28 protein-coding genes are annotated in these 26,323 nt (G+C 41.6%); 25 read left to right on the top strand and 3 right to left on the bottom strand.

Features of this window, described 5'->3' with window-relative positions:
- The first annotated feature begins 130 nt into the window (after positions 1-130).
- The 4 genes from lepB to traN are packed head-to-tail and all read left to right on the top strand — an operon-like array spanning position 131 to position 6,229.
- Positions 131-655: a signal peptidase I gene (lepB, locus tag ABLV64_RS04880; protein WP_004026522.1), complete on the top strand. Its 525-nt coding sequence runs from the start codon at positions 131-133 to the stop codon at positions 653-655.
- On the top strand, positions 642-2,003 hold the full coding sequence (locus tag ABLV64_RS04875; RefSeq protein WP_014386515.1) for a TrbC family F-type conjugative pilus assembly protein: 1,362 nt from the start codon (positions 642-644) through the stop codon (positions 2,001-2,003). Before lepB ends, ABLV64_RS04875 begins: the two co-directional genes overlap by 14 nt.
- Positions 2,000-3,037 carry an IncHI-type conjugal transfer protein TrhU gene (gene trhU / locus ABLV64_RS04870; RefSeq protein WP_004026524.1) on the top strand — a complete coding sequence of 346 codons (1,038 nt, stop codon included), beginning with the start codon at positions 2,000-2,002 and terminating at the stop codon, positions 3,035-3,037. Before ABLV64_RS04875 ends, trhU begins: the two co-directional genes overlap by 4 nt.
- A gap of 9 nt (positions 3,038-3,046) precedes the next feature.
- Positions 3,047-6,229: a conjugal transfer protein TraN gene (gene traN / locus ABLV64_RS04865; RefSeq protein WP_104457670.1), complete on the top strand. Its 3,183-nt coding sequence runs from the start codon at positions 3,047-3,049 to the stop codon at positions 6,227-6,229.
- A 56-nt stretch (positions 6,230-6,285) separates the two neighbouring features.
- Here traN and ABLV64_RS04860 read toward each other — a convergent pair whose 3' ends face one another.
- Positions 6,286-7,137: a hypothetical protein gene (locus ABLV64_RS04860; protein WP_048996106.1), complete on the bottom strand. Its 852-nt coding sequence runs from the start codon at positions 7,135-7,137 to the stop codon at positions 6,286-6,288.
- A 279-nt stretch (positions 7,138-7,416) separates the two neighbouring features.
- Between ABLV64_RS04860 and ABLV64_RS04855 the strand changes: the two genes are divergently transcribed.
- The 19 genes from ABLV64_RS04855 (at position 7,417) to ABLV64_RS04765 (ending at position 23,008) form a co-directional block, all read left to right on the top strand.
- On the top strand, positions 7,417-9,216 hold the full coding sequence (locus tag ABLV64_RS04855) for an ATP-dependent helicase (RefSeq protein WP_094339776.1): 1,800 nt from the start codon (positions 7,417-7,419) through the stop codon (positions 9,214-9,216).
- 332 nt (positions 9,217-9,548) lie between these two features.
- The gene (locus ABLV64_RS04850) at positions 9,549-10,529 is read left to right on the top strand and encodes a hypothetical protein (protein WP_042919284.1); all 981 of its coding nucleotides are present in this window, start codon (positions 9,549-9,551) and stop codon (positions 10,527-10,529) included.
- Positions 10,530-10,675: 146 nt separating this feature from the next.
- Positions 10,676-11,029: a hypothetical protein gene (locus tag ABLV64_RS04845; RefSeq protein WP_004181774.1), complete on the top strand. Its 354-nt coding sequence runs from the start codon at positions 10,676-10,678 to the stop codon at positions 11,027-11,029.
- A gap of 61 nt (positions 11,030-11,090) precedes the next feature.
- Positions 11,091-11,912, top strand: coding sequence for a hypothetical protein (locus tag ABLV64_RS04840; protein ID WP_004181772.1), 822 nt, complete (start codon positions 11,091-11,093; stop codon positions 11,910-11,912).
- A gap of 27 nt (positions 11,913-11,939) precedes the next feature.
- Positions 11,940-12,992: an AAA family ATPase gene (locus ABLV64_RS04835; RefSeq protein ID WP_004181771.1), complete on the top strand. Its 1,053-nt coding sequence runs from the start codon at positions 11,940-11,942 to the stop codon at positions 12,990-12,992.
- 95 nt (positions 12,993-13,087) lie between these two features.
- Positions 13,088-14,164 carry a DUF3150 domain-containing protein gene (locus ABLV64_RS04830; RefSeq protein ID WP_004026538.1) on the top strand — a complete coding sequence of 359 codons (1,077 nt, stop codon included), beginning with the start codon at positions 13,088-13,090 and terminating at the stop codon, positions 14,162-14,164.
- A gap of 63 nt (positions 14,165-14,227) precedes the next feature.
- Positions 14,228-16,075: a VWA domain-containing protein gene (locus tag ABLV64_RS04825; protein WP_348843429.1), complete on the top strand. Its 1,848-nt coding sequence runs from the start codon at positions 14,228-14,230 to the stop codon at positions 16,073-16,075.
- 71 nt (positions 16,076-16,146) lie between these two features.
- Positions 16,147-16,377: a hypothetical protein gene (locus tag ABLV64_RS04820; RefSeq protein ID WP_004181768.1), complete on the top strand. Its 231-nt coding sequence runs from the start codon at positions 16,147-16,149 to the stop codon at positions 16,375-16,377.
- Positions 16,378-16,487: 110 nt separating this feature from the next.
- The gene (locus tag ABLV64_RS04815; RefSeq protein WP_004181767.1) at positions 16,488-17,732 is read left to right on the top strand and encodes a toprim domain-containing protein; all 1,245 of its coding nucleotides are present in this window, start codon (positions 16,488-16,490) and stop codon (positions 17,730-17,732) included.
- Between the two features lie 68 nt (positions 17,733-17,800).
- The gene (locus ABLV64_RS04810) at positions 17,801-18,340 is read left to right on the top strand and encodes a hypothetical protein (protein ID WP_004181766.1); all 540 of its coding nucleotides are present in this window, start codon (positions 17,801-17,803) and stop codon (positions 18,338-18,340) included.
- Between the two features lie 141 nt (positions 18,341-18,481).
- A complete protein-coding gene (locus tag ABLV64_RS04805) occupies positions 18,482-18,703 on the top strand; it encodes a hypothetical protein (RefSeq protein ID WP_223175070.1) in 222 nt (73 codons plus the stop codon).
- Positions 18,696-19,304: a hypothetical protein gene (locus tag ABLV64_RS04800; protein ID WP_004181764.1), complete on the top strand. Its 609-nt coding sequence runs from the start codon at positions 18,696-18,698 to the stop codon at positions 19,302-19,304. Before ABLV64_RS04805 ends, ABLV64_RS04800 begins: the two co-directional genes overlap by 8 nt.
- Complete coding sequence (locus ABLV64_RS04795; protein WP_004181763.1) at positions 19,291-19,533, top strand: hypothetical protein; 243 nt, start codon at positions 19,291-19,293, stop codon at positions 19,531-19,533. Before ABLV64_RS04800 ends, ABLV64_RS04795 begins: the two co-directional genes overlap by 14 nt.
- 47 nt (positions 19,534-19,580) lie before the next feature.
- Positions 19,581-20,045 carry a hypothetical protein gene (locus tag ABLV64_RS04790; RefSeq protein WP_004181762.1) on the top strand — a complete coding sequence of 155 codons (465 nt, stop codon included), beginning with the start codon at positions 19,581-19,583 and terminating at the stop codon, positions 20,043-20,045.
- Between the two features lie 9 nt (positions 20,046-20,054).
- Positions 20,055-20,462, top strand: coding sequence for a hypothetical protein (locus ABLV64_RS04785; protein WP_004186937.1), 408 nt, complete (start codon positions 20,055-20,057; stop codon positions 20,460-20,462).
- Between the two features lie 42 nt (positions 20,463-20,504).
- Entirely contained in the window at positions 20,505-21,464 is a 960-nt protein-coding gene (locus ABLV64_RS04780) for a DNA replication terminus site-binding protein (RefSeq protein ID WP_105329861.1), read from the top strand.
- Complete coding sequence (locus ABLV64_RS04775) at positions 21,461-22,219, top strand: hypothetical protein (protein ID WP_042934801.1); 759 nt, start codon at positions 21,461-21,463, stop codon at positions 22,217-22,219. Before ABLV64_RS04780 ends, ABLV64_RS04775 begins: the two co-directional genes overlap by 4 nt.
- Positions 22,216-22,539 (top strand): hypothetical protein, encoded by a 324-nt coding sequence (locus ABLV64_RS04770; protein WP_080861579.1) that lies wholly within the window; start codon positions 22,216-22,218, stop codon positions 22,537-22,539. Before ABLV64_RS04775 ends, ABLV64_RS04770 begins: the two co-directional genes overlap by 4 nt.
- Positions 22,540-22,690: 151 nt before the next feature.
- Entirely contained in the window at positions 22,691-23,008 is a 318-nt protein-coding gene (locus ABLV64_RS04765; RefSeq protein WP_004026552.1) for a hypothetical protein, read from the top strand.
- A 65-nt stretch (positions 23,009-23,073) separates the two neighbouring features.
- Here the strand turns inward: ABLV64_RS04765 and ABLV64_RS04760 are convergent, their stop codons facing one another.
- Positions 23,074-24,210 carry a tyrosine-type recombinase/integrase gene (locus ABLV64_RS04760; protein WP_017901102.1) on the bottom strand — a complete coding sequence of 379 codons (1,137 nt, stop codon included), beginning with the start codon at positions 24,208-24,210 and terminating at the stop codon, positions 23,074-23,076.
- A 176-nt stretch (positions 24,211-24,386) separates the two neighbouring features.
- On the opposite strand from ABLV64_RS04760, the gene ABLV64_RS04755 reads away from it, so the two are divergent.
- Together ABLV64_RS04755 and ABLV64_RS04750 are read left to right on the top strand one after the other, a co-directional pair.
- Entirely contained in the window at positions 24,387-24,641 is a 255-nt protein-coding gene (locus ABLV64_RS04755) for an Hha/YmoA family nucleoid-associated regulatory protein (RefSeq protein ID WP_016946352.1), read from the top strand.
- 85 nt (positions 24,642-24,726) lie between these two features.
- The gene (locus ABLV64_RS04750) at positions 24,727-25,794 is read left to right on the top strand and encodes a hypothetical protein (RefSeq protein ID WP_110437867.1); all 1,068 of its coding nucleotides are present in this window, start codon (positions 24,727-24,729) and stop codon (positions 25,792-25,794) included.
- 218 nt (positions 25,795-26,012) lie between these two features.
- On the opposite strand, the gene ABLV64_RS04745 is transcribed toward ABLV64_RS04750, so the two are convergent.
- Positions 26,013-26,323, bottom strand: a 311-nt coding sequence (locus ABLV64_RS04745) for a hypothetical protein (protein ID WP_348851550.1), incomplete at its 5' end; no start/stop codon positions are given.

Genomic DNA, 26,323 nt, shown 5'->3' with positions numbered 1-26,323 from the left:
CATTCTCTTGAGTAGCCCCTGAGTCAGGGGCTATTTTTTTTGGTAAATGATTAAAATCATCTTGTTATTCAGCAAATGGTCTCTTCCTTTCGGGCATAATATCCTGAAATAATCATTCAGGACCCATCTCATGTTGATGTCCCTTAGATATCTTTCTCCGCACAGAAGAGGTGTTTTACGAGTTGATAAATCACTGATTCTGCACCTGGTGATCATCTCGGTATTAATGCATCTGTTCTTTTCCCGCTTCACTCTGGGGCATGGACTCTTGCACGGCTGTATTCCAGCTGATTATTACATGGTGGATAAATATGATAAGGGCTATGAAATTGGGGATATGATTAACTTCACCATGGACAGAGATGTTCGATTCATTAAACCTGGTGAGAAGGTTATAAAAATCGTTGCTGGTAAGGGTGGGGACAAAATCCAGATTACAGAAACATACGTTAAAAATGGCGACCGTATTTTCCGGGTTGACGGAAGGCGTATTGCTAAAAAATACCATATAGAACCGCAAATTCTGAACCGTGAAATCACGGTTCCAGCTGGACACATTTTCGTAGTTGGCCAGACCGATTACTCATGGGATTCCCGTTTTTGGGGAACAATACCAGAAACGACAATCACAGGAAAAGCATATGCCATCTTCTGAATGTATTAAAAAGTTACTTTTTAGCTGCCTGTTAGCTACATCTCTGTCATATGCCGATGACTCTATTGATCATGCAAAGACTCAAAGCATAGAGTCGATTGTCGGCACACCCCGGTACAATCCCAGCTCTGTCTCCGACAGTGTGCGTGCGGTGATAGAACACACAGGTAAGCTGCGTGAAGCGGAAGCGATGAGTGATATTGCGCAGGACATAAAAAAGAATCAGTCTACAGAGGCCTTCTCTGAAGAGGCAGACACAATTAACAAGTCAAAAAACGAGTCAATGCGAACCCAGTCTTCCAACGTTGAAAAAATGTTTGGGAAGTCGGGGATTACTGCACAGGACTTCGAACGTAAATTAGATAACAACAAAAATGAAGAACTATCGACTGATAATGGCTTGACAATATTTGCATCATTCAGCATGCCAGACTATGTATTGATAGACCTGATTAAAACAGCATCGGAAAACAATGCGCGCGTGGTGTTCAGGGGGCTTAAGGAAGGTGTAGAAAACCTTATTCAGATGCAGGTAGTGCTGCGTGATTATATATCTAAAGCAAAAATAAAAAAAGAACCTTTAGTCACCCTCGATCCGGAAAGTTTTACCCAGTATAGCGTAAAAGAAGTTCCAACGATGGTGTACAGAAAAGATGATAAAACCTACAAGATTAGTGGGTCGATTAACATTAAGTATTTCATGAAACAGATCGAGGAAAACCCAGAAAAAACAACCTTCCCGGTTTCAGCCCAAACATTCCCTATAAAAGAGAAAAGTATTGTACAGGAACTTGAGGAGAGAAGTAATAAATATGACTGGGAGGCGGCCAAAAAGAACGCAATAAAATCAACTTGGCAAAATCAGTGGATGGCGTCCCTTCCCGTATCTGACGAGAATAAAATCTGGTATATCGACCCAACAATTCAGGTAAACCAAGATATTAGAGATAACCAAGGTAACCTCATTGCTGCCGCAGGGCAGAAGGGAAATCCTCTTGCTCAATTTCCACAGAAACTGACAATGATCGTTTTTGACCCAATGAATTCCGAGCAGCTGACATGGGCCAAAATACAGTTTCGTCACCGTTTTGGCGAAGGAAAAGTGATGCCCATTTTTACGCGGATCAAACGTGATGATGGCTGGAAGCATTTAGAGGAGTTGCGCGGCCAGTTCTATGGGCAGATGTACAAAATCAATCCTGAAATAATTAGCCGGTTCCTGATTAAGTCCACTCCTACGATCATATCGGTTGAAGGAACCTACTTCAAAGTACAGCAGTTTGCTCAGGCAGATGTACGCGAGTATACGCGTATAAATCAGCAATCAGAAAAAGAGGCCGCTCAATGATTCGAAAGTTACTTTTGTCAGCATTCACTGCTGTCATGCTCAGCCTGGCTTTACCAGGAATGGCGATTGGGGCGGAGACGGGTAGCGGAATCTGTCAATCGGCTGGTGTTTGGAAAGGTTTGATTAAAAACATCTGTTGGAGCTGTATTTTTCCAATGCGCATTATGGGAGTAGGCTCATCACCAGAAGGGGCTGCACCATCTCAGCCAGTATGCTATTGCACAGATCAAAATGGGGTCCCAGAGGTAGGATGGCAACTGTCGTTTTTCCAACCAGTAAAAATAGTAGAGGTTGTACAGTCCCCATGGTGTTCGCCATTCCTTGAAGGGGTGAGTCTTCAGTCTTCCAGCTTCGATATGGGGAAAGGAGCAACTAACAGGCCAAAAGGGGGTAATGAGGCAGGGTTTTATGATGTTCACTTATGGGAGTTTCCGATCCTGGTGATGCTTAAGCTCCTCATTATGGGGGATTGTACCGCTGAGCCTTATATTGACCCATCTCTTACCTACATTAGTGAAGTAGACCCGCTCTGGGAAAATGACCTGCTTACGCTCGTATTAAATCCTGAGGCAGTTGTTTTCGCAAATCCTATTGCTTCAATGTGGTGCGCGGCTGACTGTGTGAAGGTTACAGCTGGGGCTGACAATCTGAGTGCCCATTTTTGTGCAGGTTGTGATGGTAACCTCTATCCGCTAACCGGCCATGTTTTTGCAAACGACGATTCAGTCAGGGTTTCCTCATTATTAACTCAACGAATGATTACCAAGTTGCACAGGCAAGGAATGTTGATGAAAACCATGGGCCAGGATGCTATGTGCGAACGCAGATTCAGTTATTTCATGCCTAGATCACAGTACAGGCTTTCGATGCTGTATCCCGTACCGGAAGCGGAAGGACCGGAATGTTGTCATAGGCTTGGTGATTCTGTTCATGACTGGTCGACACGGAAGGGCGGACGAAAACGTATAGGTGTAAATAACTATGTATACATGCTTTGGCGTTATAACGATTGCTGCGTAAGGTGGCTGGGTTAAGGAGTCGAGATGCAATTTAAAAGGGCAGTTTCCTTAGCCGTAGCTGTGTCAATCGTAACTAATACGCTCAGTTGGGCGTATTATGTCACGCTTATCAATATAGTGATGGCACCGAAAGTCTATGCGGCAAACGAAATTTATGAACAACTGGAAAACAATTTTGATCTTGCTAATCCTGCAGCGAACAGAACTTCAACAGTAACTACAGAGGACATTTTAGAAAAATATAAGAATAGTGAAAATCCTTCTTATACCGACAAAATAAATGGTTTTGATAGTACTAACAGTTCGTCAATGGACCTGAAGAAATATGGTGGAAAAACATTCACAAATGATGATGTTTTGAATTATGCCAAAACTGATGGTTCGGACATAGCTGGTACGGTAATGCTACCCAACATGAACGGTAATAATATAAACATAAAAGGTTCAGAAAACGGTGGAAAGTTACTTTCACGTAACCAAGATGGAAGTATATCTATAAGTAACAACCCCAATCCTGGAGGCGCGATCACTAGTACCAATACAGCTGAAATGTATAGTTCAGAGCAAAATAATGCTGATGTTCAGTTTAATGCCGGTGATAGTTATGGTGACGAGAAAGGATTCATTAACGATATAAAAACTCGTAAGAGTCAATTATTCACTGCTAATAGTTATGATGGGCAAGCATATCGTTCGCTGGTGGCTGCAACAAAATCCAATCCAGCCCCTAATATTTCGCCAAATGACCCAATGTTTACAAGTGGCAGAAATGAAATAGCAAACGCAGCGGCTGGTACGGGTCAATGGTTGCAAAACTGTTCAACACAGACCACAACTACAACAAAAGAAAAACATATTCCTGATTATAAGGAATATTACTGTAACGCACCTAAAAAAGATAATTATGGTAGTTGCACTATTACACGTGACTTCAGTGTACCAGTTTACATCTCTGGTGGTAATGGTGACCTAAGCGTATGTGGCGATAATTGTATACGTATCTGGTTCGGAAAGCGTGGTAATGACTACTGGTCTGGTGGTGTTTATGACAATAGCATGACGCTTCATTTCCACCAGGACGCTATCTTAAAATCAGCAAGCATAGTAAATGCTGAGTGGGATGACCACATGCAAGTTAATCTTGATGGCAAGCAGATTTTTGCTCATATCGATGGTGAATATCGCGAACCTGGTTATGGCCCACCACGTAATGGCATGGAGAGAAATAAATCGAATAAATTAAAGGAACCTATTGATATAACGCGCCAAGTTTCAGAATCCGTGTACAAAGAAAGTGACCACGAAGTTGAAATGTCATCTACTGTATGGGTCGGGGGTAACGGTGAAGGGTACTTTGAAGTAGAACTAATTTTTGAAAATATCAAACTTGAAGATAAACATATACAGGACCCACCTGGCTGCTACGATGTTGTTAAACAAACAGGTTCATTTTGCAGGTTTGATCGTTTTGCCGATCTTGATGTAGGCACTAAACGTTTACCACAATCGATATTGCAATATGCATCACCTTTATATGAAGGAGACCAAGGTAACTTAACCTGGAAAACTAATCTAGAAGGATATTTTTGCGATCCGTTAGGGAAAGAAAAATTATGTCAGTATGATTCATCAGGAAATATTCTTAAAGATGAGAAAGGCAATGAGGCTTGTTACAACTATGACCAGATAAAGAATATGCCTGATGCATGTTCAAAATACTCGACAAACTCTGCATGCACCATGTCCAGCCAAACATGCGCTGAGGGATGGTTCGATTCTGCTACTAATCAATGTTACATGTACGAACAAAAGTGGACCTGTGATGAAGGAATAACAAGGACTGTGACAGTAACAAACGAAGCAAACACCTGCGTGGGCATGATCCCATGTTCAGGAGGTACTTGTAATACCGGTGCGAATGAACAAAACAGTGATTTCGGTAAGGTCGCAGCCTATAGCAGCATGGTTCAGAACATGCAGGGCGATGCTATGTGTAGTGACCCTAACGACCCCAATAGTTGCATTGTCTTCTCCGGAGAGAAGCAATGGTGTGGCCGTTCTGTAGGCTTTGTAAACGGGTTGGCAAAAACAGATTGCTGCGAAGCTCCTAAAGGTGCAGCCGGAAAACTAGAGGCAATTATCTTAGCCGGGACAATGCTCAGAAACACAAACTGGGAAAAAATATCAGCAAAGCTGACAACCTGGACTGGTGGTGAGTCAGGTACGTGGGCATCGATGACGAACGCCGTCGGACAATGGACCTCCGGTGTATCTTCAAGTGTAGGACAAATGTGGCAACGTGTGACAGAACCACTAACTTCTGCATATGAATCGATAACAGGAAACGTATCGAGACTTATTGGCTCATCAACAGTTGAAGGTGGAGGTTCCGCTGTTACAACTGAGCTCACCAAAGACGGATTACAGGCCGGCGGTCTCGCTGCAATAAAACAGCAGTTGATGAATAAAGCTTACGACATGTTGCCGGATACGATCAGAGACTTTGTTTTTAAAAATGCAGCAGAAACAGGAGGGCAGGCTGTATTCTCATCGGCAGTAACAAATTTCATGCTTGCATTAAACGTAATAGGGTGGATTTATACAGCATATCAAATAACTAAAATGTTATTAGAGATGCTATTGGCATGCGACCAAAAAGAAATGGAAGCATCAATTCACAAAAACCAAGGGGCATGTTTTGTCATTGATACAGATCGTTGTGTTAAATATCTCAACGTCGGTTTCACAAAGAAATGCATAAAAAAAGCGACAGATATGTGTTGCTATAACTCGTTATTATCTAGAGTTATTATGCAGCAGGCGTATCCGCAATTAGGAATAAATCCTGTAGAAAGTGGTTGTGTAGGGTTGACTATCTCACAGGTACGGCAACTTAACTGGGATAAAATCGATATGACTGAATATATTGAATCAGCAGTTGTAGCTGGAGAAGTCCCTGATGAGTACGCGGCCTTCACCGAGAGTTCTGTCGCTAATATGGGCCCTTATAAGAATGATAATGCACAGTTACCTTCAGAGCGAGCTTTAGAATCAATGGGTGGTAATGTCAATATGACGAAGGCAAGAGAGGAGAATGTTCAGGCACTTAAAGCAGAGAATGTCGACTGCTCGTACTTGCCGAGACCTGCAATTTGTGAAGTAGGGACTGTCTACACTGACCCTGTTACCGGAGCTGTAATAAATTAAAGAAAAACCGGGGAAACCCGGTTTTTTTAATAGTTGCTTTGCTTTTTTATGTATTTTTATCCAATGCGTTTTTTGAGAGGGAAACCTCTTTCTCCAAGACTACCTTTAATGAAATAGTACTCTTTTCCGTTAATAGTTACGCTTGCGAAGCCAGGAGACGTTCGTGAGTCTTGAGGCATCAACCGAAAACCAGGAAACGAAGATGTATCGAAAACCAAATCTTTAGGAACAAACCCCATATAGCGAATGATTGAATAATTTCCCTTCGGCAAGTTTAAAATTGATAGTTCATCACCGGTAGCAGGGCGTATGACCTGGAATGTGAGAAATTCTTTGCCACTGCCACCTGCGCCAGCTACAGCAGAAGGTGTATCACAAGTATCCCATTTATTTATGACAGATTTGACGACGACACATTGATTGAGTGCTACTTTCTGACTGTCATAATTCGAATTATTATATTTGGGTATATCCTTGAGGGCTTCAATAATAATTGATGCGCCAGACTTAACTAGTGTCGAATCGTCGATCGGAAGGTTGTGTGGGTTCTTTACAAAAACAACAAATTGAGGCACCTGCAGGTACTCAGCATCCGCCTCACTGTATAGTGAGGCCGTAAACATACCAATACCTGCTTTAAGTCCGCCGGTGATTGCTCCAGTAGCAGTGTTCAAAAGCATCTTGGAGGCAAGACCTTCATCAACGCCTCCCGAAGCATTCTCCGCTTCCTCGACATTTACCTGAACCCCAGCCAGGGAATACGCATTCGCGGCGAGGGATTTTTTTTGATCTGCATGCCAATAAACACCGTGTTCTTTAGTGAACATGCGATTTTCTGGACTCGATGGTTGTGTTGCGCATCCTGCAAGAAGAGAGCAGGCCAGTACAGCTGTCAGTGTTCTTTTCATTAGTGCGTCCCAGTGGTTTGTTTAAACTGATTATTTCATAATAAAACACCGGTGCAAGGGGGTATTTTAGATACCATTAAAAATAACAGGCATAAGCCATGAGTGTTTAAGACGTGTAAGTAGCCATAAATTTCATGAGTGATTGATAAACACTCGACATAGACAAGGATAAGTATTGGTGGTGATATAAAATCATGAAAAAAACTCAAAAAAGGCTATATATCCAAAAAAAAATTCCTGAATGTGACATGATCTATGCAGAAACATGAGGGAGTTAAGATGTCGTCAAGTACTGAAGAACAAGAACGTGTTATACGGAATATGGATAAAAACACGATGGTGATTGCTTGTCCTGGGAGTGGCAAATCATTCACGATGAAGGAGGGAACAAAAGCAATTTTTCAACGCCATCCTTTGGCCAGGGTATCACTGGTGACCTTTACCCGTGCAGCAACTGACTCTTTAAAAAATAGCCTCCAAAAAATGATAGAACCAAGGTTTATCAACCGTATAGAAGTCGATACATTTCATGGGTTTATAAAAAAAATGGTAACCCAGACCGGTTGGAATGGGGGGCTTTTGATAGGTCACAAGCAGATGGCTATGGTATCACGTGTACAAAAGCATCTGAACTATCATGAAAGTGTGAACGACATCATGCCATTCATTGACGGTATTGGCCGTGAGCTGAACCCGGACATTATCAGGATTAAATATACTCGTGACCAGGTGGCTTTCTACAACGAGTACATGAGATTTTGCAAAAAGGATAATGTTGCAGATTTTAACTCGCTTTCAAGGTACGTAGTGGGCATGTTGAGTGCAGATAAAATGAGGCCTTTAAGTATTACCCATCTGATTGTTGATGAAGTACAGGACACTGATGGTATTCAGTTCACATGGATATCTGAGCACGCGAAGAGAGGCATTAACACCACTATCGTTGGAGATGATGACCAGACAATCTACAGCTTCAGAGATGCAGGGGGAGTTAAAATCTTTCGTCAATTCGATAAAACGTATAACCCAAACGTTTTTCACCTGACCAAATGTTTCAGGTGCGCACCATTGATACTAAAATTTGCTGATACTGTGATCAGGAAGAACAAAGCCCGCTATGAAAAGAGTCTTGTATCAGGCAGGCATGGGGATAAAGGAAAAGTAACTTTTATAAGATCGGATAACGCTGAAGACCAATTTGAAGTGATCAAGGGGTTGGTAGAGAAAAACCCACATGATTGGGCTATTTTAAGCCGAAACAACACCACGCTCGACAAAATGGAAAGTTATCTTGAAGTGCCGGTTTCGAGGATAGGGGGGAAATCCTTTTGGGAAGCATTAGAACCAAGCAACATCCTTCACCTCTTCTCCTTTTTCCGACAGCCAAGTAACATCGGCCTTATGAAACGAGTTCTATCTTTCCTCAATGAAGATGAGCAAATTCTGGACACTGTTTGGAAGCAGATGAGTTCCAGAAAAGTAACTTTTCAACAAATTGAATTACCCCCTGATGTATCAGTTCTTACCAAAACGCTTCACAAGCACATGGCAATGATGATGACTGATACACGTATCAAAGAAGAAATTGAAAACCGATTTAAAAAAATCAGAGAATGGTTAGAAATGGCCGGGTATAAGATGTCCAATACGAAAGGTGAACCGTCAGTAACCCGGATTTCATTAATGTCATGTTACCGTTGGGCAATGAAAGATGGATGGCTTAAGATGCTAAATATTGCAGCTGGCATGACCATGGGTAACAAGAAGGAATCAAGTGAAACAGAGCAAAGCGGCATATGTCTCTGCACGCTCCATGGCTCCAAGGGGCTAGAATGGAAAAAAGTACTAATCATTAACTGCAACCATGATCAAATACCCTCACCAAAAGTTATCGGTGATGAAGGAGTAGAAGAGGAACGACGTTTATTTTTTGTTGGTATGACAAGAGCAGAGCTTGAACTTTACATAACCTGGCATGGAAAACCATCAGCGTTCATCACGGAGTCGTTCCCGAAAGTAGTTGAATTATCAGAAGAAAACCCATGTATTGATGGAAGTGAAGATATGTGTTTACAATGAATCATGGTTGATGTATAAATTTGTTAATAGCTTTAGTTTAATACCTTTATCTCTTCTAAGATATCCATAAATGGATAGCTCAATTTTTGAGTTTCGACACCAGAGCCTCTTTACAAAAGAATGGCGCTGGTGCGATGACTCACATCTGTGTTCCAACAAATCGTAGATAATTTGCTTTTTTAAAAGTAACTTTCTACGGACTTTCTAATGCCAGAAAAGTATAAACTCAGGCGGTTTGTTGCTTCAGGGTGATAAACGACGGCATTCGCCAATTTCAACCAGAACTGACATACGGTTCTATTGAATTAATTAACAATTTAAAGGTATATAAAATGACTACTGCTAAAACTAACGCTACAACTGCTACTCGTGCTAAAACATCCACATCAGCTAAACCATCACGCCCGGCGGCTAGAAAAATTGAAAAAGATTCAATTTTGATGGCTCATGCCAAAGCATTTTATGGTGAAGAAATTCCACCATCAAATACTGGTAGTGATATCTCTAAAATAGAAAAGGGCACCGATAACGATAAGACCTACGTCTGGTATATGACTGAGTCTGTAAGCCGCGTAATCGAGTTAAAGGCGCTTGAAGAAAGTTCTAAACTGAAGCATTTAGTTGGTTGTGAACGTTCTGTAATCTACAGCGTTAATGTCGGTGATGTTTTCATTAAGGAGATCAACCTCGATGAGGCTGAACAACTTCTTGAAGAGTTTCCCGATATTCCACGTGAAAAAACACTCGATGCTTTTTTATCATCTCTAGATGAAAAGTTTATTGAGTTGAATATTAGCTCCATTGTTACGTCAGAAACTCTTAACTTCGGAAAAGATAAGTTGATGAAACTTGGAGCTGTTAAAGTAAGCAAATGGCTTGATCTGGTTATTGATGAGGTGCATGTGTTTTATAAACGTGAGCACTTTGTTGAAACAGTTGAATCTCGTCATCATGACCTCAATGATCTGTATGGTAAATTGAAGCCTTTGATGAAGGAGTTTGGCCTTAAAGATAAGCATTATGACTTAACTTTTAAAGAAATGATGATTCACAAAGTTAATGGTTTTGATTTTGTAGTTGCTGATTTAATGCCACGCTTGCTTAAGCTTGAAGAATCATTGAAAGATGATGAATTGAAAGCCAAAGCAGTTATGGAAACAAATCAAGCGCAAGAAATTAAAACTGTTGAAAATAATAGCATTGGAAAGAGGTTAGATGTTACGGTATCAAGAGTGCTCAAGGGTGCTGCTTGTCTTGCTTTTCTCTATATCGGATTTGCCAGTGTTATGAATTTCATTAGCTATTACAGATGACAATCTTATTCCTTAAGTGTGGCTTTATAAGTTGAACTTAATAATAAGGGCTGGACATCTCGAACTTTTGCAGTTTAATCATACATCCACAAGGAGAAAAAGAGACTCCTTTTGGGTCTCTTTTTATTTTTTAAAAGAGGCCTAACATGTTTACAAATCACATAAATACTGTTTGCGTTTCCGGCGAGGTTAATAAGGTGATTGTTCGTAATGAATATGACACTATTATGCTAATACTGGATAACAAACAGGAAATGGAAAGAAATGGTAAAATAGAAATGGTAGTTTCATCGATCCAAGTGAAAATACCTCAAGACCTGTATGATAAGGAGTTTAAAGAGATTATTCGAGGCGATAACCTGATGATAACTGGTTGTCTGGTGACTGATAAAGTTCACTCTGGTGAATTGACGGTTGTTAGAGTCCAGGCCCAGAAATTGATTCACCGAGCTCCTAAGCCTATTGAAGGTTTCGGCGGTTCAAGGTTCTTAACACGTTAATAATTTTTTAACCCCTATTGGGAGAAATCCCATTTGGGTTTCTCCTATGGAGAAACCTATCATGCATTTAAGTAGTAAATTAAGAAAGATTGAGAATGAAAACCAACTTAGTTTCAGATTCTTCTTTGAGGATGATGGAATTAAAGAAAAGGTATATATACCTGTGGAATCAAACTCAATCGTTGAAGATCATGGTAACAAAGTACCGAACCATGATTATCAAGAGCTAGATGATTTCATTTGGACAGATGAACATATATGTACGTTCTTCTATAAAATAATGGAGTCATCTTTTGTAACCGTTCAGTACCATATAGACCAATCGATGGTCTATAAAATTGATGCCAATGGGTTTCGATATCTAACACCGAAATTAAAATTGGAGTTAGATTGGTATTGTACTAAACAATTTCAAATTGTGTGTCATCGCTTCGGATATGACCCAGATGAAATTATTGATTTTATTAAGTCAAGACTTCTTCTTGCAATACGTTCAAGAGAGTCAAGGCAAGATCTTATTAAATCTTTAGAAACTGACAACTTAACATTTTCTCATCCTATTATAGGCCCGATTAAATGGTCAGATTTCTTAGATGATAGATACTGTTATACAAGGAGATCATTGATCATTAAATGGTCAATAGCTGACAGATTGAAACTCTTTAAAAAGATTTTCGATGAGCAAATGATTATCCTTGAAAATCTAAGTGAAAATGGTGCCTGGACTTTGGATCAGAATACCGATTCTTATGTTCTTAAAACCGAAGCTGTGGATTATGTTGAGTGGTTATATTCCGATGCATGTAAGGTAATATCTCATGTATACGGTTTTGATTACGGATTACTTTTCAGCACTTCGAAAGCCATTATCAAAAACCTTTAATTTCATAAATATCCAACGGAGTTATATATGACACCCGCTACTACTGCTAACAACAATGCAAAAATTCTAACTTTGAATGTTAACTCTGACTTAGAAATTAAATATTTCGAACCTCATGAGTTAACCAAGGCTATAGAATATCAAGATGAAGAGGAATACATTATTGTCCGTGCAAACGAGCACTTTAATGTTGACTGTTTTGGAGAAAATGACGTTATACCTATTTTCAAAAGAGTTACTCCTTTTCGTGCTCCGTTAAACAGTAAATATCGTCCAAATCCGATCACTCTACGCCGTATGGTGAAGTTACTTTTAAATAATGAAGTAACTGCTGGCATCTGCCTGCAAGGAGAATCTGGATCTGGTAAAACGGAGTTAGCATTATATATCAGCCATATGCTGAACTGGCCTATCACCATCAAACAAATCAACAATGAGTTATCGATTGATGATCTTGAAGGTATGAGAACGCTAGAAAATGGAAATACACGGTATGTTTATAGTGACCTTGTGCAAGGCTATCGTGATGGGCATATCATTCTTCTTGATGAGATAGATAAAATAAACCCAGATACGGCAGCTAAGCTTCATATGCCGCTTGAGCGTAAACCGTGGGCAACCGGTAAAGAAGGTGGCGAGTTGATTTATGCAAATCGCTACACCCGCTTTATTGGTACAGCTAACACTAACATGAGTGGAGAGGATATGCGTTTCGCTTCATCACAGTCCCAAGACTCTGCATTTATTAAGCGTTTTTTAATATTGCCGATGATTCGACCTGATGAACAAGCTATGTATTGTGCAGCTGAGGCTCATTTTCCTGATTTGAAACCTTCATGTTTAAGAATGTTTGCAAAAGTTGCTTTTGAACTTAACAATCTGAAAGATGACGAACTGGTGATGGATATTCGTGAATTGATTTCATGGATTTCTACCTCCAAAGTCCTTGATGAAGAAATTTCTGTTGGGTTTAAAATTGCATTCACGTCTAAGTTATCTTCTGAAGCATGTAGTAAAGCTGAAATTTTGCTTGAGCAACTTTTCCCGGAAGAAGTATCACGTTCAATTTCACAATTGTAATTGATACGTTTATTTAAATTTTACCTACCCCCCCCCCCACCGGGAAATATTTTCCCTTTGGGAGATATTTTTCCGGTGCATACTGGAGAAATATCATGGCTAATATCAAAATCGCTGCTATTGCTGATACCACTCAAATCAGTAACACTGTAAAAAGTTTCATCGACCGCAATCCTGAATTACAAGATGGTGCCGTTATTATTAAGGTAGATGTCGAAGGATGTCAGGGTCGCCGTAGAACGAATGAAATTCGACAGTTTCTTGATGAAGATGAAGTATCGGACCAATCGAGTGTGAGTAAGGTTGAAGTCCAATGGATTTCTACTAAGGCTTTGAACTTTAAAAGCGCTGTTCATACAAGATTGAGTAATCTCAAACGTAAATATTGCATTCCTTTCAGCTCCATGAATATACTGCCAACCTCTAAGTTGGAAGAGTATTTGATTGAAGTAGAGGCCGTCCGAGAATATTTCAAGGAAGGCATTCAGAATGCTCTAGAGCGTTATGAAGAATACATTCAGATGGAAAAAGACAGAAGTCCTAAATTGGCAGAATTAATTGAAAAATTAAGAATGACTAAAGATGACTTCGAAAAATCGTTTCTTTTCCAGATTAGCCATCCAATCCCTTTCACACCAATGTCAATTGATGGAGAGGATTTAGGAGACCGCTATTCAGTTGGTTTAATACAGGATATTGCTCTGACTGCTGAATCTATCTATGCTTCCTGCACAAAACCTAAAATTGACCAGACTTTCGTAGAAAAACTGTCAAATTTAAAAGATAAGGTTGTGAGTTTTATGTTTTTGGATGATCGTGCAACTAAAATTGCTGACTCTATCCAAAGCGTACTAAACCATCTTCCTTCTGGTAATTTGGATTCCCCCCTTCACATGAGTTTGTTTCGCGAATGGTTATTACTGCTAAGTGATACGAATCGTTTGAACAGAATTATGGATGGTGACGATCTTGTAACAGGTTTTATTGCCGAAATTAAAAATCGTTTTAACGATTTAGATGATAATTTGGCTAATAATACTGGTTCCATTTTCGTTGATCCTTTTACTGGAAATGGTATTCCTGCTAAGACATCTAATTCTTCGATAACTCCGGTCTCAAATAATGATGTAGTCCAGAAAAAAGTAACTTTCTCGACTCCATTTAATTTTTGATATCTTCTAATCCCTTGTGGGCAAACCCACATGGGTGCGCCCATTTAACTTTATGGGTGCTATATGACTATTAAGCTAAACAATTCTATTCGTAGTAAGTTGGCTGTAGATAATCTTGCTCGTGTGATTGGTGCTGATCCTGAACTCAATGTTCTTTTTTTGGGGCCACATGCAACACCATGCATTAACATGAGATCTAAAACTATTTTTTTACCAAACGGTGACTTTAGTAATGACAAATACTGGAAGCTATGTAGCGGCTGGATATGTCATGAAGGTGGTCATAATCGTTATACAGAAATCGAAACTACTGTTGATTTTGAAAATGAATATTTATCAAAACAACCTGGCTTCGAATGTATAATGCCTGACGGAACCGCTAGTTTTTCCTCTAAAGAAGAGGAGAAAAAAGCGGAAATAAAACTTAAGAGGCTTCATCGTTCTATTAACCTCTTCGAAGACATTCAGATGGAAGAGAAAACTGGTAATCAGTTTCCGCTTTCAAAAGTAATGCTTGCTGAAATGTATTCGTTTATGGTTAGTGATGGAAACATGACTGGTGACGGTTCTAATATCGTTTCCTACATTGAAATGTATATTTTAAACAAGCTTCGTGTAAATCAGCTTGGGCAAGAAGGCGTTCCTGAAATATTGAATGATTTTTTTGCTCTTGCTGATACTGTTCTATTCGACATGAAAGACCGTTTTGATTCTTTGATTCTCGAAGCCACAGGGGTTAATTCAACTCTTATGGCATGTGAGTTAGGATTGAAACTATATGAAGAACTAGAAAAGTTACGTGATGATCTAAAAGATAAAGAAGAACAAAACCGATTAGATGACTCTGATGACTCTGATGACTCTGACGGCTCTGACGGCTCTGACGGCTCTGATGACTCTGACGGCTCTGATGACTCTGACGGCTCTGATGACTCTGACGGCTCTGATGGCTCTGATGGCTCTGATGGCTCTGACGGTTCTGATGGTTCTGTAACTTCTGCACGTACAACACAAAGTTTCTCACCAGCGCAATTAAGAAAGGCGATTGAAGATCTTGATGAATACCTAGACACAGAGGCTGAACAGGATAATTCTCATGATTTTCATGAAGCTATAAAAAAATCCATATCTCAAATGGCATCTTCTTTCAGTGATGCTGAAATTCAAAACTTTGGTTTTCGTTTTGGTTTTATCACTCTGACCGAGGAGGACTATAATAATGCTCTAGCTCACTCTCGTGAGCTAAGAAAGTTACTTTCTTCTTTAAATAAGCAAACTGTACGGCGTAACAACAGGCTAACTGATCGTGGATCTCGTATTCATAGTAGAAAGCTTGTTGAAGTACCTATGGGTGCAACCTCTGTGTTTAAGAAAAACGGGGAGGGATACAAAAGGTCTGATGTAGGTGTAATAAACCTGCGTGATATCTCTGTATCAATGCATGACGTATCAGTTTTAGCCTTAAAAGCAAATCTTGCATTTACCCTTGCTTGTGAATCGGTGAACAATATTGATGTTGCTGATCTTGTTTATCCAGTTCAAAAAGAAGGTTATATAGATATACTTAAGTTTTTTAATAAATCTGTATCTAGTTGCTTTTCAAATTATGAAAATGTTTCTAGCGGATTACATACCCCAACTGCGACAGCGATTAATTCATGCGTGGAATATTTCTCACGTTTGAATTTCTCACGTAAAGTTATCTTTATTGCGACTGATGGTGACCCATCTGAATCAATAGATGATGTATGCTCAGCAGTTAAAAATGCTAAAAAACATGGCATAGATATTGTTTGTGTCGGTTATGGCATTGATAAACCTCTAGGCTTTGATGGTGTTTATTTTAAAAAAATAAACGATATCTCTGAATTAAATTCTTTGTATAAAGATTTAATCAGAAGCCTAGTTTAACTTCTATTATCTTCCCAAGCGGGCTTATATACCCGCATGGGTATGTTTGCTCGCCTTTAAGGAGCAAACATATGAAAGGTAATAAGTATATTAAACGTGTTCGCGTTGACTCTCGTCAATTAGACAGTGGGATGATTGGAACCAAGGTATACGTCACAGAAGGGGAAGTTGTTAATGGAATTATGCCGGTTGAACGATTAGTTCGTGATGCCACATTTTCCGAAGACAATTCCGAAGCAATGGATTCAGCAGTTGAAAGACTGGTGGCGAAATATATTGCTAATGGTTTCGAAGTCTTATAAATGATTGTGCCACTTCGTGGCACTTCTTTCATTCTGCGTTGTGGGTTTCTCAATGTTATCTGCATTGCAGTAGGCATTGTGAAACCCACAATGTCAGCTAGGAGAGTATTATGAGTCATTCTACAAATTATAATTCACCGGCTAAAACCCCTATGCAGTACGCGCAAGAAACTTTTGACCTTGTCAAATCTCATGTGCAGCAGCTGGGTGGATGGCGTAATGTATTAACGTACTATCCTGAGTTTCAGGAGGCTTTAGAAAAAGCTCCACGTTCTGTCAAATGCCCGTTTACTGGTAGTGGCAAAACGAAATTCAGATTTAAAGATAGGACGCTAGAAAGTGTTCATGCTATTCATGAGGATTATCCCCATAATACTTTTATTGATGGCATTGATTTAATTGCTGAACTAAAAAGCATTAGTAAAACGCAGGCTGCAAAAAACATTCTTGAAATGCTTGGTGTTTCCAAGGATAGAAAGTTAACTGAAGCCGACCGTGTTAATATTGTTCTTTATGACAAAAAAGCTCAATCTTTTTCAGATATTGGTGAGGAAGAGAGACTTAGTCGTATAAATAAGTTAGAAGCCGTGTATAAATACACAAAGTTTGTGACACCCGATTCATTGGTTGCTCGATATCTATCAGGGCGCGGTATAAAACGGATGCTCACAAAAATTCCAGCTAGTCTGGGGTTTAATGCTAAGATGAGATACTGGCCCGGTTCTAATAAGCCAGCCAGTTTTCATCCAACGATGGTTGCTATTTTTAACGATAAATTCGGTCGCAATTGCACTATCCATAAAACTCATCTTACTGATGATGGACTTAAAAAAGCTGATGTTGAAAACCCAAAGTTAATGATGAAACCGGTCTACCAGATGAATGGTGGTTCGATGCAGTTATTTAAACCAACTTACTGTGATGAAACAAAATCATGGTTTTTGGGGGTTAGTGAAGGTATTGAGAATGCGCTATCAGTAACTGAGGCGACTTCAATTCCTTGCTGGGCATCTTCAAGTTCAACATTTATGGAAATGCTGGAAATACCTGAGTATTTAATGCCACCTTCTGATTGCCAATTTATTGAATTGTCGATTTGGGCAGATAAAGATCGGGTAAATCCAAACACCGGTAATTCAGCTGGTGAGTCCGCTGCACGTGTTCTCAAGAGCCGTATGGAGCCCTTACTTGCTGAACGCTATCCTGAAGCAACAGTCCGGGTTGAGATTCATTTGCCTGAACTGGATATACCTGATGGTGCGAAAGGTGTCGATTGGAATGATGTATTAATGCTCAAGGGTCATGAAGCTTTCCCAGGCAAACTGGAAGAAAGATTTTTTGACTTGATTAAATAATTTCATAACCCATACAGGGAGAGTGCTCCCTGTGGGGCTCTCCCTTTTTTACTTTAGGAGAGCTAATTATGAACGTTTATTATGATTATGATATCGAATCGGTTTTTAACTGGGTTAAGGAACACTTCATTCTGAAGCATTCCGCTTCTCTTGTTAATAGCCCTTGGTATGACTACGACATAGAGATAGATTTGCGCTTAGTTAAGCAAGCGTTGATAAATGGTAATTTTGAATTTTTATATGTTGTTCGTGATCATGGCACAATGTTGCTTTTGCTTTCTGAGTTTCACTCCTCCAGGTCTCTAGACTGGGAAGGTAGTGAAAGCTTTGAGTACTATCATTGTAAGATGATAAGTAAACAAGGTATTAAGTTGACCAAAAAAGCAGCAGGTGAACTTTTAGATCGTGGGCCTTTACTCAACTCCTTCAGTGCCGGAAGTAAAAACTCGTATCTGAAAGAGATTTTAGAGTTTGTTAATAATAAAGGCTTTAACTTTTCCCCTGCAAAGTCACTTTTTGACTGTAAACGCATAGGAGACGAGTTAAACCTTCCCTCAATGAGTAACTTCATAGCAAGAGTTGAGAACCATATGCTCCGTATGAACTAATTACCCATTGTTGTCTATTAAAAAAAGAGCGCATATTTTATGCGCTTTTTTTTTGCCAAAAAATTTACTTGATCTTCCAGATTTAGCCCTTTAGTACAGAAAATTTGTCTTTCCTCTGTGATTTAATAGTCTCAAGGAGGAATGATGGACTACAAACATGAGTGCTATGACCTGGAAAAGTTACTTTTGGCTGATGATGAGTTTCTGCTCTACCTTTTGGGGGGGGAGAATGCAGAAGCTTTACGTAGTGACTTACAAATACGCTTTAACGCCGGTGAGCGACTTATAACTACTCAAGAATGCCCTGAATTTTCACCTGTCAAGGGCTGCCCTGGGCACGATTGCGAGACTATCGATGAGTAACCCGTTTGATCTTTCAATGTATGCATTAGTCGGCGTAATGGCTATCATAGCCGTTGCATCTACCTGGTATCCAAAAGACCGTAAAATTAACTTTTATATTTTCCTGTTGAGTATAGTCACTTTTTTGGGACTGGTTGTTTTGGGATTCCTTAACTGGTTCATTGAAGGCTCAGCTTATGGGGCTCTTGTCAGCTGCGTATGTATTATTTTCCTCTGCATGACCCGGCTCCGGTTGATTGTGTATCGCTATAACGTGAAGTCGAGTGTTAAACGAATTGTAGCTTCCGTCAAGGAAGGTAAAAGAGTGGCTTTTATTGCGCACCAAAATTTGGAGCTGAGGGAAGTCGTGGTATCAATGTTCAGCTCAATGCTTCCAGAGCAGTCGCGTGTTATACATGGGCCATTTGGTTTCGGAATGGATAATGAGATTGAATTCATTAAACAGCGAAACAGTGCAGATGAAGGGTATCTCGTTATTTTTCTTAACCAGCAAGACTCTTACTCCTGGTTAAAACTCATCGCGGGTGAATCACCTGAAAAAGCGATTGCGTACAACTTTGACTTCATCCCTGATCTGGAGAGTGAACATGAAACTAAATGAGACGTCTGGCGTATGCGAAGATGTGCATCTAAATACATTTGTCATCGACCCGGCAACAGCCCGACGTTTTGAGTGCGTTAAAGAGATGGTTCGTAAGCAGGGGTTCAATAACATCACGGAGCCGGAAATCATTGATGCCATATTGTCTGAAATAACAGCTGCAGATGCAGCCGGAATTTTTATTGAATACAAGTTAAAAGCCACCAAACCTTTGCTTTCTACAGATTAGGGCTTTACAGAGCTTTTTTTTATGTTTTCATATTCATAAATGAGAAAATGAGAACCAGTAAATTGAATATGATTTTAAAAGAAGAAATTGTTTTGGGTATCTACAGCTGGCTTCATATGACTCCGGTCAGCATGCTGGTAAGAAACATAACCAGCGATCAGGGAGGGGATTACGCGATCGTCCGCTTTACCGTCGATAGCCGGGGGGTCCAGATGGGGCCTAAGGCACAGGGCCAGCTTCTTTGTTCATTCGGGTTTAATGTAAAGGAATCCTGTGAGGCTGACCCAAAAGACGGTCCAGGCCTCATAAAGGCCGAAATGATGAACGGTGTTATGCAGCTGGTACCGGAATGCATTGAGCTCACAGACAGTCAAACCCAGGCAATCAGGAAAGAAGTAACTGTGTTTAACAGGGTTTGTGCTATGCAACTCCTGGGGGGGCATGGGAATGCAAGGTCTCTGTGGGAGAAAGAAATTCTTCCCCGGATGAAAGTGCGCAGACAACTACATTGAGGCAAGGCGATGAGCAAAGTGCATTGTATTAGTGGTATTACCTGGAAAAACTCCGATAGCGCGTCTTTCAAAGTATATGCCAGCATTGCTGCTGTATTCAGCCTTGGCCTGGTCACAGCTACCGTCAGGAACTATGAAATTCTACAACTGACTGTTCCGTATACCTGGTATGTTTTCTTCACTGCATTCTGGCTTCTGTTCCCGTCCTTTACGGTCTCTTTCCGGGAGCGGGAAGGGCGTCTGTTTACCTCGATGGGTTTTTACGGGTTAAAACTGTTCACTCTCGATCGCCCTGTCTCCGATGGGTACTGGCTGGTCACGATGGAGAAAAACCGTTATCGCCTCGTCAGAGTATGCAGGGACGGGCGACGCCAGCCTGTATGGCTGACGTTTAAGTCTTTACCAGAGTTTGTTTAACGATTACCGTCGCACGTTCAGGAATACGATACGGGAGACGATATGAATACTGACTTTGCCCATTACAACGAAGAGCAACTACGCAAACTCGGTGAGCTGCACAGTTTACTCCGTCACAGCGATATCGGCTCATCTTACCTTGCCACGCTCCCGGAGCCCCGTAGTGTTGAGGAGTTGAATCCTCCACAGGAAATCAATGTGACTCATTCGGTACCCGACGTCGACACCCTGGTGGATATTTACCGGCAGCAGCGGGTTGATAAAGTCCATGTCAGGGATGAGCATTATTCAACCAAAATCACCCGAAAATATCCCGGGTTCGTTGTGGTCAGAAACAATCATGATCAGGTGATGTCGCTGGTGGGTGAAATCAACCGGCTTCGCGACAAATTTGCTGAGGCTGTAAAAGCTATCACTCATTACCAGGACTCCCGGTCAGAAATTCTGCATCAGGTTTACCCGTGGCTGGTGACTTTACAGGTGTCCCGTAATATCCGGATCGTTACTGAGCAAATTCGCTCCCTGGGGTTCACCTGGCAAATCCCTGTCATTCATAAATTTACCCGGCTGGAAACGGTTATCGACCGCTTGCGCAGGGAGATAACTGAGCTCCAGCCGGATATCAGTCTGACAAAACAGGATATTGAACGGCTGAAACAGGAACGAACCGAAGAAATCATGATGCTGTCGTTGCTCAATGATGAAGTGAGTCATGACGATGAAAGTTCGAGAAAATTTCGGCTCATCCGGGAAAGTAACTTTCCGGCTGTTAACGTCAATATCCGGTACACCAGTCCTGAAGATCCAGATGATGTTCATGGGCCGTACAAACTCAACTTTCGCGCGCCTTTACCATTAATTTTGTTCAGCGAACCGGGACGGTTTAATCCGTTAAAAAATTACGTAAAAGGTGAAAGGCAGAAGCGCGGCGATTTTAATGAAAAATATCGTTCTGTCCTGCCCCGTATAGGGCTGGTGGAAGTCATCAGGGAGTCAAAATGAGCCGGATTCTAACCGGGATTTGTGAAGCTGATCCGGCCAGGAGGTTATACAAAGTGGCCGTCAGTAGGGGAAACACTTTTCTGTCTGCAAAAGAACGTTTCCGCGTACAGGTCTGTTTCAAAAATGCCATAACACATCCAGATGAAGATCGGCTGCTGGCCGAGCTGTTGACTGTTCATCACTTCCTGGCTGACACCTCTATTTTATGGCATATGGAGCAAAAAACTTATGCATGCACCACGACATGGGCCACCACGTCCACATGGCTGCCAGAGATATATCAGCGTCAGGCCAGCACGCCCAATGTGGTAAAGATTATCAAATTTATGCACGCCCGGTTCCCAGGCCTTAAAACGGTTGCAGAAACAAATGAGCAGGGTTACGAACAGGCGCTTACCAGTGTGGATTTTGAAATTCCTTACTGGCCGGTGCTGCCGAAATTCGAATCTGATATAGGAACGATACAGGTAACGATTGCCGGGATGATCCGTTACACAGAAACGATGAGCAATAAAGATTGTAAAACCCCTCTCGACTTAATGATAAAAAGTTTTAAGTCAGGGTTGATCCCGATAGAGAAAATGCCATTGAGCAAGACCGAAAGGCTTATGCCTCTGAATATCAACACCGCTGGTAAGATATTTACGCACGCAACATGGCCGAGATGTCGTTACATTTTCGTACCGGATGAGGCGGGAATAATGAAACTGGTTAACGTGGTCAAATTAAGATTAAAACCTCTGGAGGAAAAATGACTTACGCGATTTTCTTGTTAGTATCTGCTGTTTGTGCATTCGGATTAAATTATCTGACAAACAAAATCTGTTCCGGTACGGGTATGATTAACCAGAGTGGAGGCTCTAATGTACACGCCTTACGGTGTATCACATCGTTCCTCCTTCTCCTTGTCTCACTCTGGCTTCCTGTCAAACCTGCCGTGATCAATCTGGCAGTAGAGTTTGCTGCACTGGTGAATTTCATTGCATCTGTCACTCTCTATACCGTTGCAAATTTCCGGGCAAAACGGAGATTAAAAAAACAAAGAAAAGAAGAAAAAGCTGCTCAAAAAGGATAATCCATGATATCGCCTCTCATTTTCCTTCGTGAGACGCACCAGAACTGATTCAGGCACAGGGTAACGCATTTTCCGGTTTCCTGCCTGCCTTCACAATTATTCCGAAGCAGGGAGCAATGTCAGCCGTTTTTAAATATCATCCGGAGTTTTCATGAATAATAAAAGAACGATTACCACTCGAGAGCAGATTAAAATTAATGGGGAAATTCGTGAGAGAACAGCAACCCATATTGTTACCGGTGCTCATGGGTACGAAACCCTTTGCATAAGCGGTTATATTGTCGAACATAACGAGATGGGTGAGGTTATCCATAACAGCGAAAAATTAGCGGAAGATTTGTTACCTGTTACCTGCCCCACATGCAGGGTCATTTGGTATCACACCCATGAATTTACACTCGATGATTTTGACAGTCTTTCAGGTAAAGGGGATTTTGTTGTGACAGATTTGAAAGAACTGAATATCTGAAAAGTTCATAAGTGACCAGCGCTCAGAAACATGTTGCTGAGTGCTGGTGTTTCTCTCCGTAAAATCTATATGTCGTCCAGATGATTACGCATAAAGCTTACCATGGCTTTTTCACTGGCAAGATATCCCCGGATATAACGGAAGACCATCTTTGGATCAGACCAGTTCCCCATCTCGGTAATCTTTTCCAGGGAGTACCCGGCCTTAAACAGCTCTATGGCTCCCCCCACACGCACACTGTGTCCTGTCCATGTCCGGTACCGCCCGGACTGTCGGTTACTGTCGCTGACCTTTCCGGCAATCCCCCAGAGGCGTGCAAATGCCTGGTTCAGTGAATTAGACGACAGCATACCAACATCTTCCCGTGATACCTTTGATTCATTCTGTAACTGCGTCAGTAACCCCTCACTGAATCCTGCTTTGACCAGCATCCTGTCTATGGATTTACCCCGGGATAGCTTACTGCTGGTGGACGGGAAATATCGGTTCGTATGGATGTTTACAGGCTGAAAAAGAAAACGGTGCCCGAAGGTTTCGGTATCGGTGTATTCCACCGTCTCAATCAACCGTCTGACATGCTGACTGCATTGTGGTGAGAGCTGAAATGTCAGGTTACTTGAAAGGCTTGTCTTGGTCCGCATGACATCCAGAAGGTAACAGGACGTGTCATTTTGCCATTTCAGGTCGCCGGTTTTAATCCTTCGAATTTCCACGTTACGCAGCAGGGTTTCAAACCCAACCCATATCATTGCAAGGTCCCGTATGTCTCTCAGGTCGTCGCTTTTATGCAGCGACCGGCGAAGAATATTGAGATCGGATATAAGAAATGGCAGGGCCTGACCGGTGACGATTTTTTTCTCATTCTCCCGCGCCCGCCATACCTGAACCAGTGCTTTTATCAGAACGTTGCGGAAGTCTGGAAAACCCAGGCTGCTGTTAACGCTTGAAAGGCATGCAATAAAATGAGAGATAGTCGCCATTTTAACGGATCCATTCAGCCCATTAATATAGCGCTCGACATCAACCGCTGTGACGGGGAAGGGGGTCAGACCGTGCCTGGCGCACCATGCAGACCAGACACTCGTGACCCTTAACTGACTTCTGGCCGTATTGTACCGGCGAAACCGCAACAGCTTGAGTGCATCCAGAGCACTCATGTCATCGGTTCGTGAGATAGCAACCAGTTTGGTTTTATCTGTCATGGGAAGATCTCATGTCTTTTCACTGATACTGTTTTTATAACCAGTATAGTAACATTGTTTTTTTTCAAATCCAGGCAGAACGTGAATTAATCAAATGGCTTCTCTTGCCTGTGCGTGGAACTTCGTTTACTGTTTTCGAAAATAGCCAGTGTTTTTGAACATGCCCCGGAGCGTCGTTGTTGAAAAGCCCAAATGCGCACAGTAGCCTGAGAGAAACCTATCTCCTGAAGTTCAGAAAGTGCAGTACGACTGAAACCCTTGACCGAGTGTTTGAGCGTATCCTGGATAAATTAAATGATGAAGGTGGGGATATAAATAAGATAACCAGCCTGAACGGAGCTTATGATCACCGCAGGGCTGAGATCTACATGAAAAAAAACTATGACAAAATACCTGCTTCCGTGTGGCATCTCATCCCCGATGAGATATGAATAATGTAATTAGACGCTGTTATTCCAGGTTTGATAAAAACGGATGATGTAGAATTCCTTTACTCATTTTTAACGAGGAATATACATGCGACGTAATGCACAAAAATGGATCCCGTTTGGATTTGATACGGATTCAAATAAAATTGTTGATATCGCCAGCGTTGAAAATGGGCTTTCGTGTAACTGTATCTGCCTCATCTGTGGGACCTCCCTGATTGCCAAACAGGGTCAAAATAAAAAATGGCATTTTACCCACAGCACAGAAGTAAAAGGGGTTTGTAGTGAGCTCACACTACAACATATAAAAAAATACATAAAGGTGAAAATACAGGAAAAAAAATACCTTGCTCTCCCTCATCTTCTGCAGGGTAAGGAGAAAGGGATAGTTAACCTCAAAAATCTCGCTGGTGGTGGGATTGTTTGTGGCCTTAATGCTGACCTCACAGGGTTATGTAACGATACGACAATCGGGATATTTATTAATGATACGTCGGAGGATATCCAGCCCAATCCAGACCTGTTAGCGCAAACAGACCAGCTGGCGCTGGTGGAGATCGATGCCGTTCGGATTGAAAGTATCATCGCTCCATATCGTGAGAATGGGGAAGGCATAAAGATGATGGATGCGATAGAAAAGTTACTTTTCGTTTCTGAGGAAGCGAAAAAATGGATCTACCATCCTATGATGAAGAAGGTTAAACACCATACTTTACACCAGTACCGGCGTGAGCTGTCTACCAGTGGAAATCAGATCCTTGCTTTAATTCCTCATGAACTTCCGATAAGCATGAACGCCCTCCCATCCTCCCCGGCACAGCAGTGGCATCACCTTCGAGCCACGATTAACCTTCTTTGTCGCCTGAGCCGTTCTGATATCCCTCAAGGCAGTATTGCCTTTGAAGAACTGGTTTATTATATCCCCCGGCTTCTGGAAGCATCTGAATCTATCAATGTATCCGCCTACGAACGATGGTATGACTTCTATATACGGAAAAAAGGAGAGGGTGTACTGAATGAGGCTGAAATTGAATTTTTGTCTTTTATAGTGAAAATCATTAACTGGAACTTGTCCATACATAACCTTCCCACCTTCGATAGCAAGCAGGCCTTTCGGGATTGGTTTTTGCTAAATGATCCTAACAAGTCGCTATAGATCAATCTGTTTCTGCCCCGGGTTAAACCTGGCCTCCTGTACCGCTGGATGTGTGCTGTTTGGTTAAGATTCTTTTGATGCCAGCCGGGCGTATATCACGCTGCAGCAGGTCACGGCGATTTTAATGTCGACTGTAGTCGCTGGTAGTGTCAAAGCTGGCGTGTTAACGGGGTCGGTAGAGGGGAATCATTCTCAACGCTGGCGGGTAAACGGATCCGCTACCGGTGCTCATCCTCAACGCTGGCGGGCAAACAGGACCGCTGCCGGTGCTCATCCTCAACGCTGGCGGGTAAACGTGACCGCTGACGGTAGCTATCCTCAACGCTGGCGGGTAAGCGTGGCCGCTGACGGTGGCTATCCTCAACGCTGGCGGGTAAACGTGGCCGCTGCCGGTGCTCATCCTCAACGCTGGCGGGCAAACGGATCCGCTGATTGTGCTCATCCTCAACGCTGGCGTGTAAACGTGACCGCTGACGGTGCTCATCCTCAACGCTGGCGGGTAAACGTGACCGCTGACGGTAGCTATCCT

It is taken from the genome of Klebsiella sp. JB_Kp031, from assembly GCF_040064295.1.
GTDB classification, from domain to species: Bacteria; Pseudomonadota; Gammaproteobacteria; order Enterobacterales; family Enterobacteriaceae; genus Klebsiella; species Klebsiella quasipneumoniae.
Note: the sequence above shows the minus strand (reverse complement) of the source record. Positions and strands in the feature narration are given on the sequence as shown.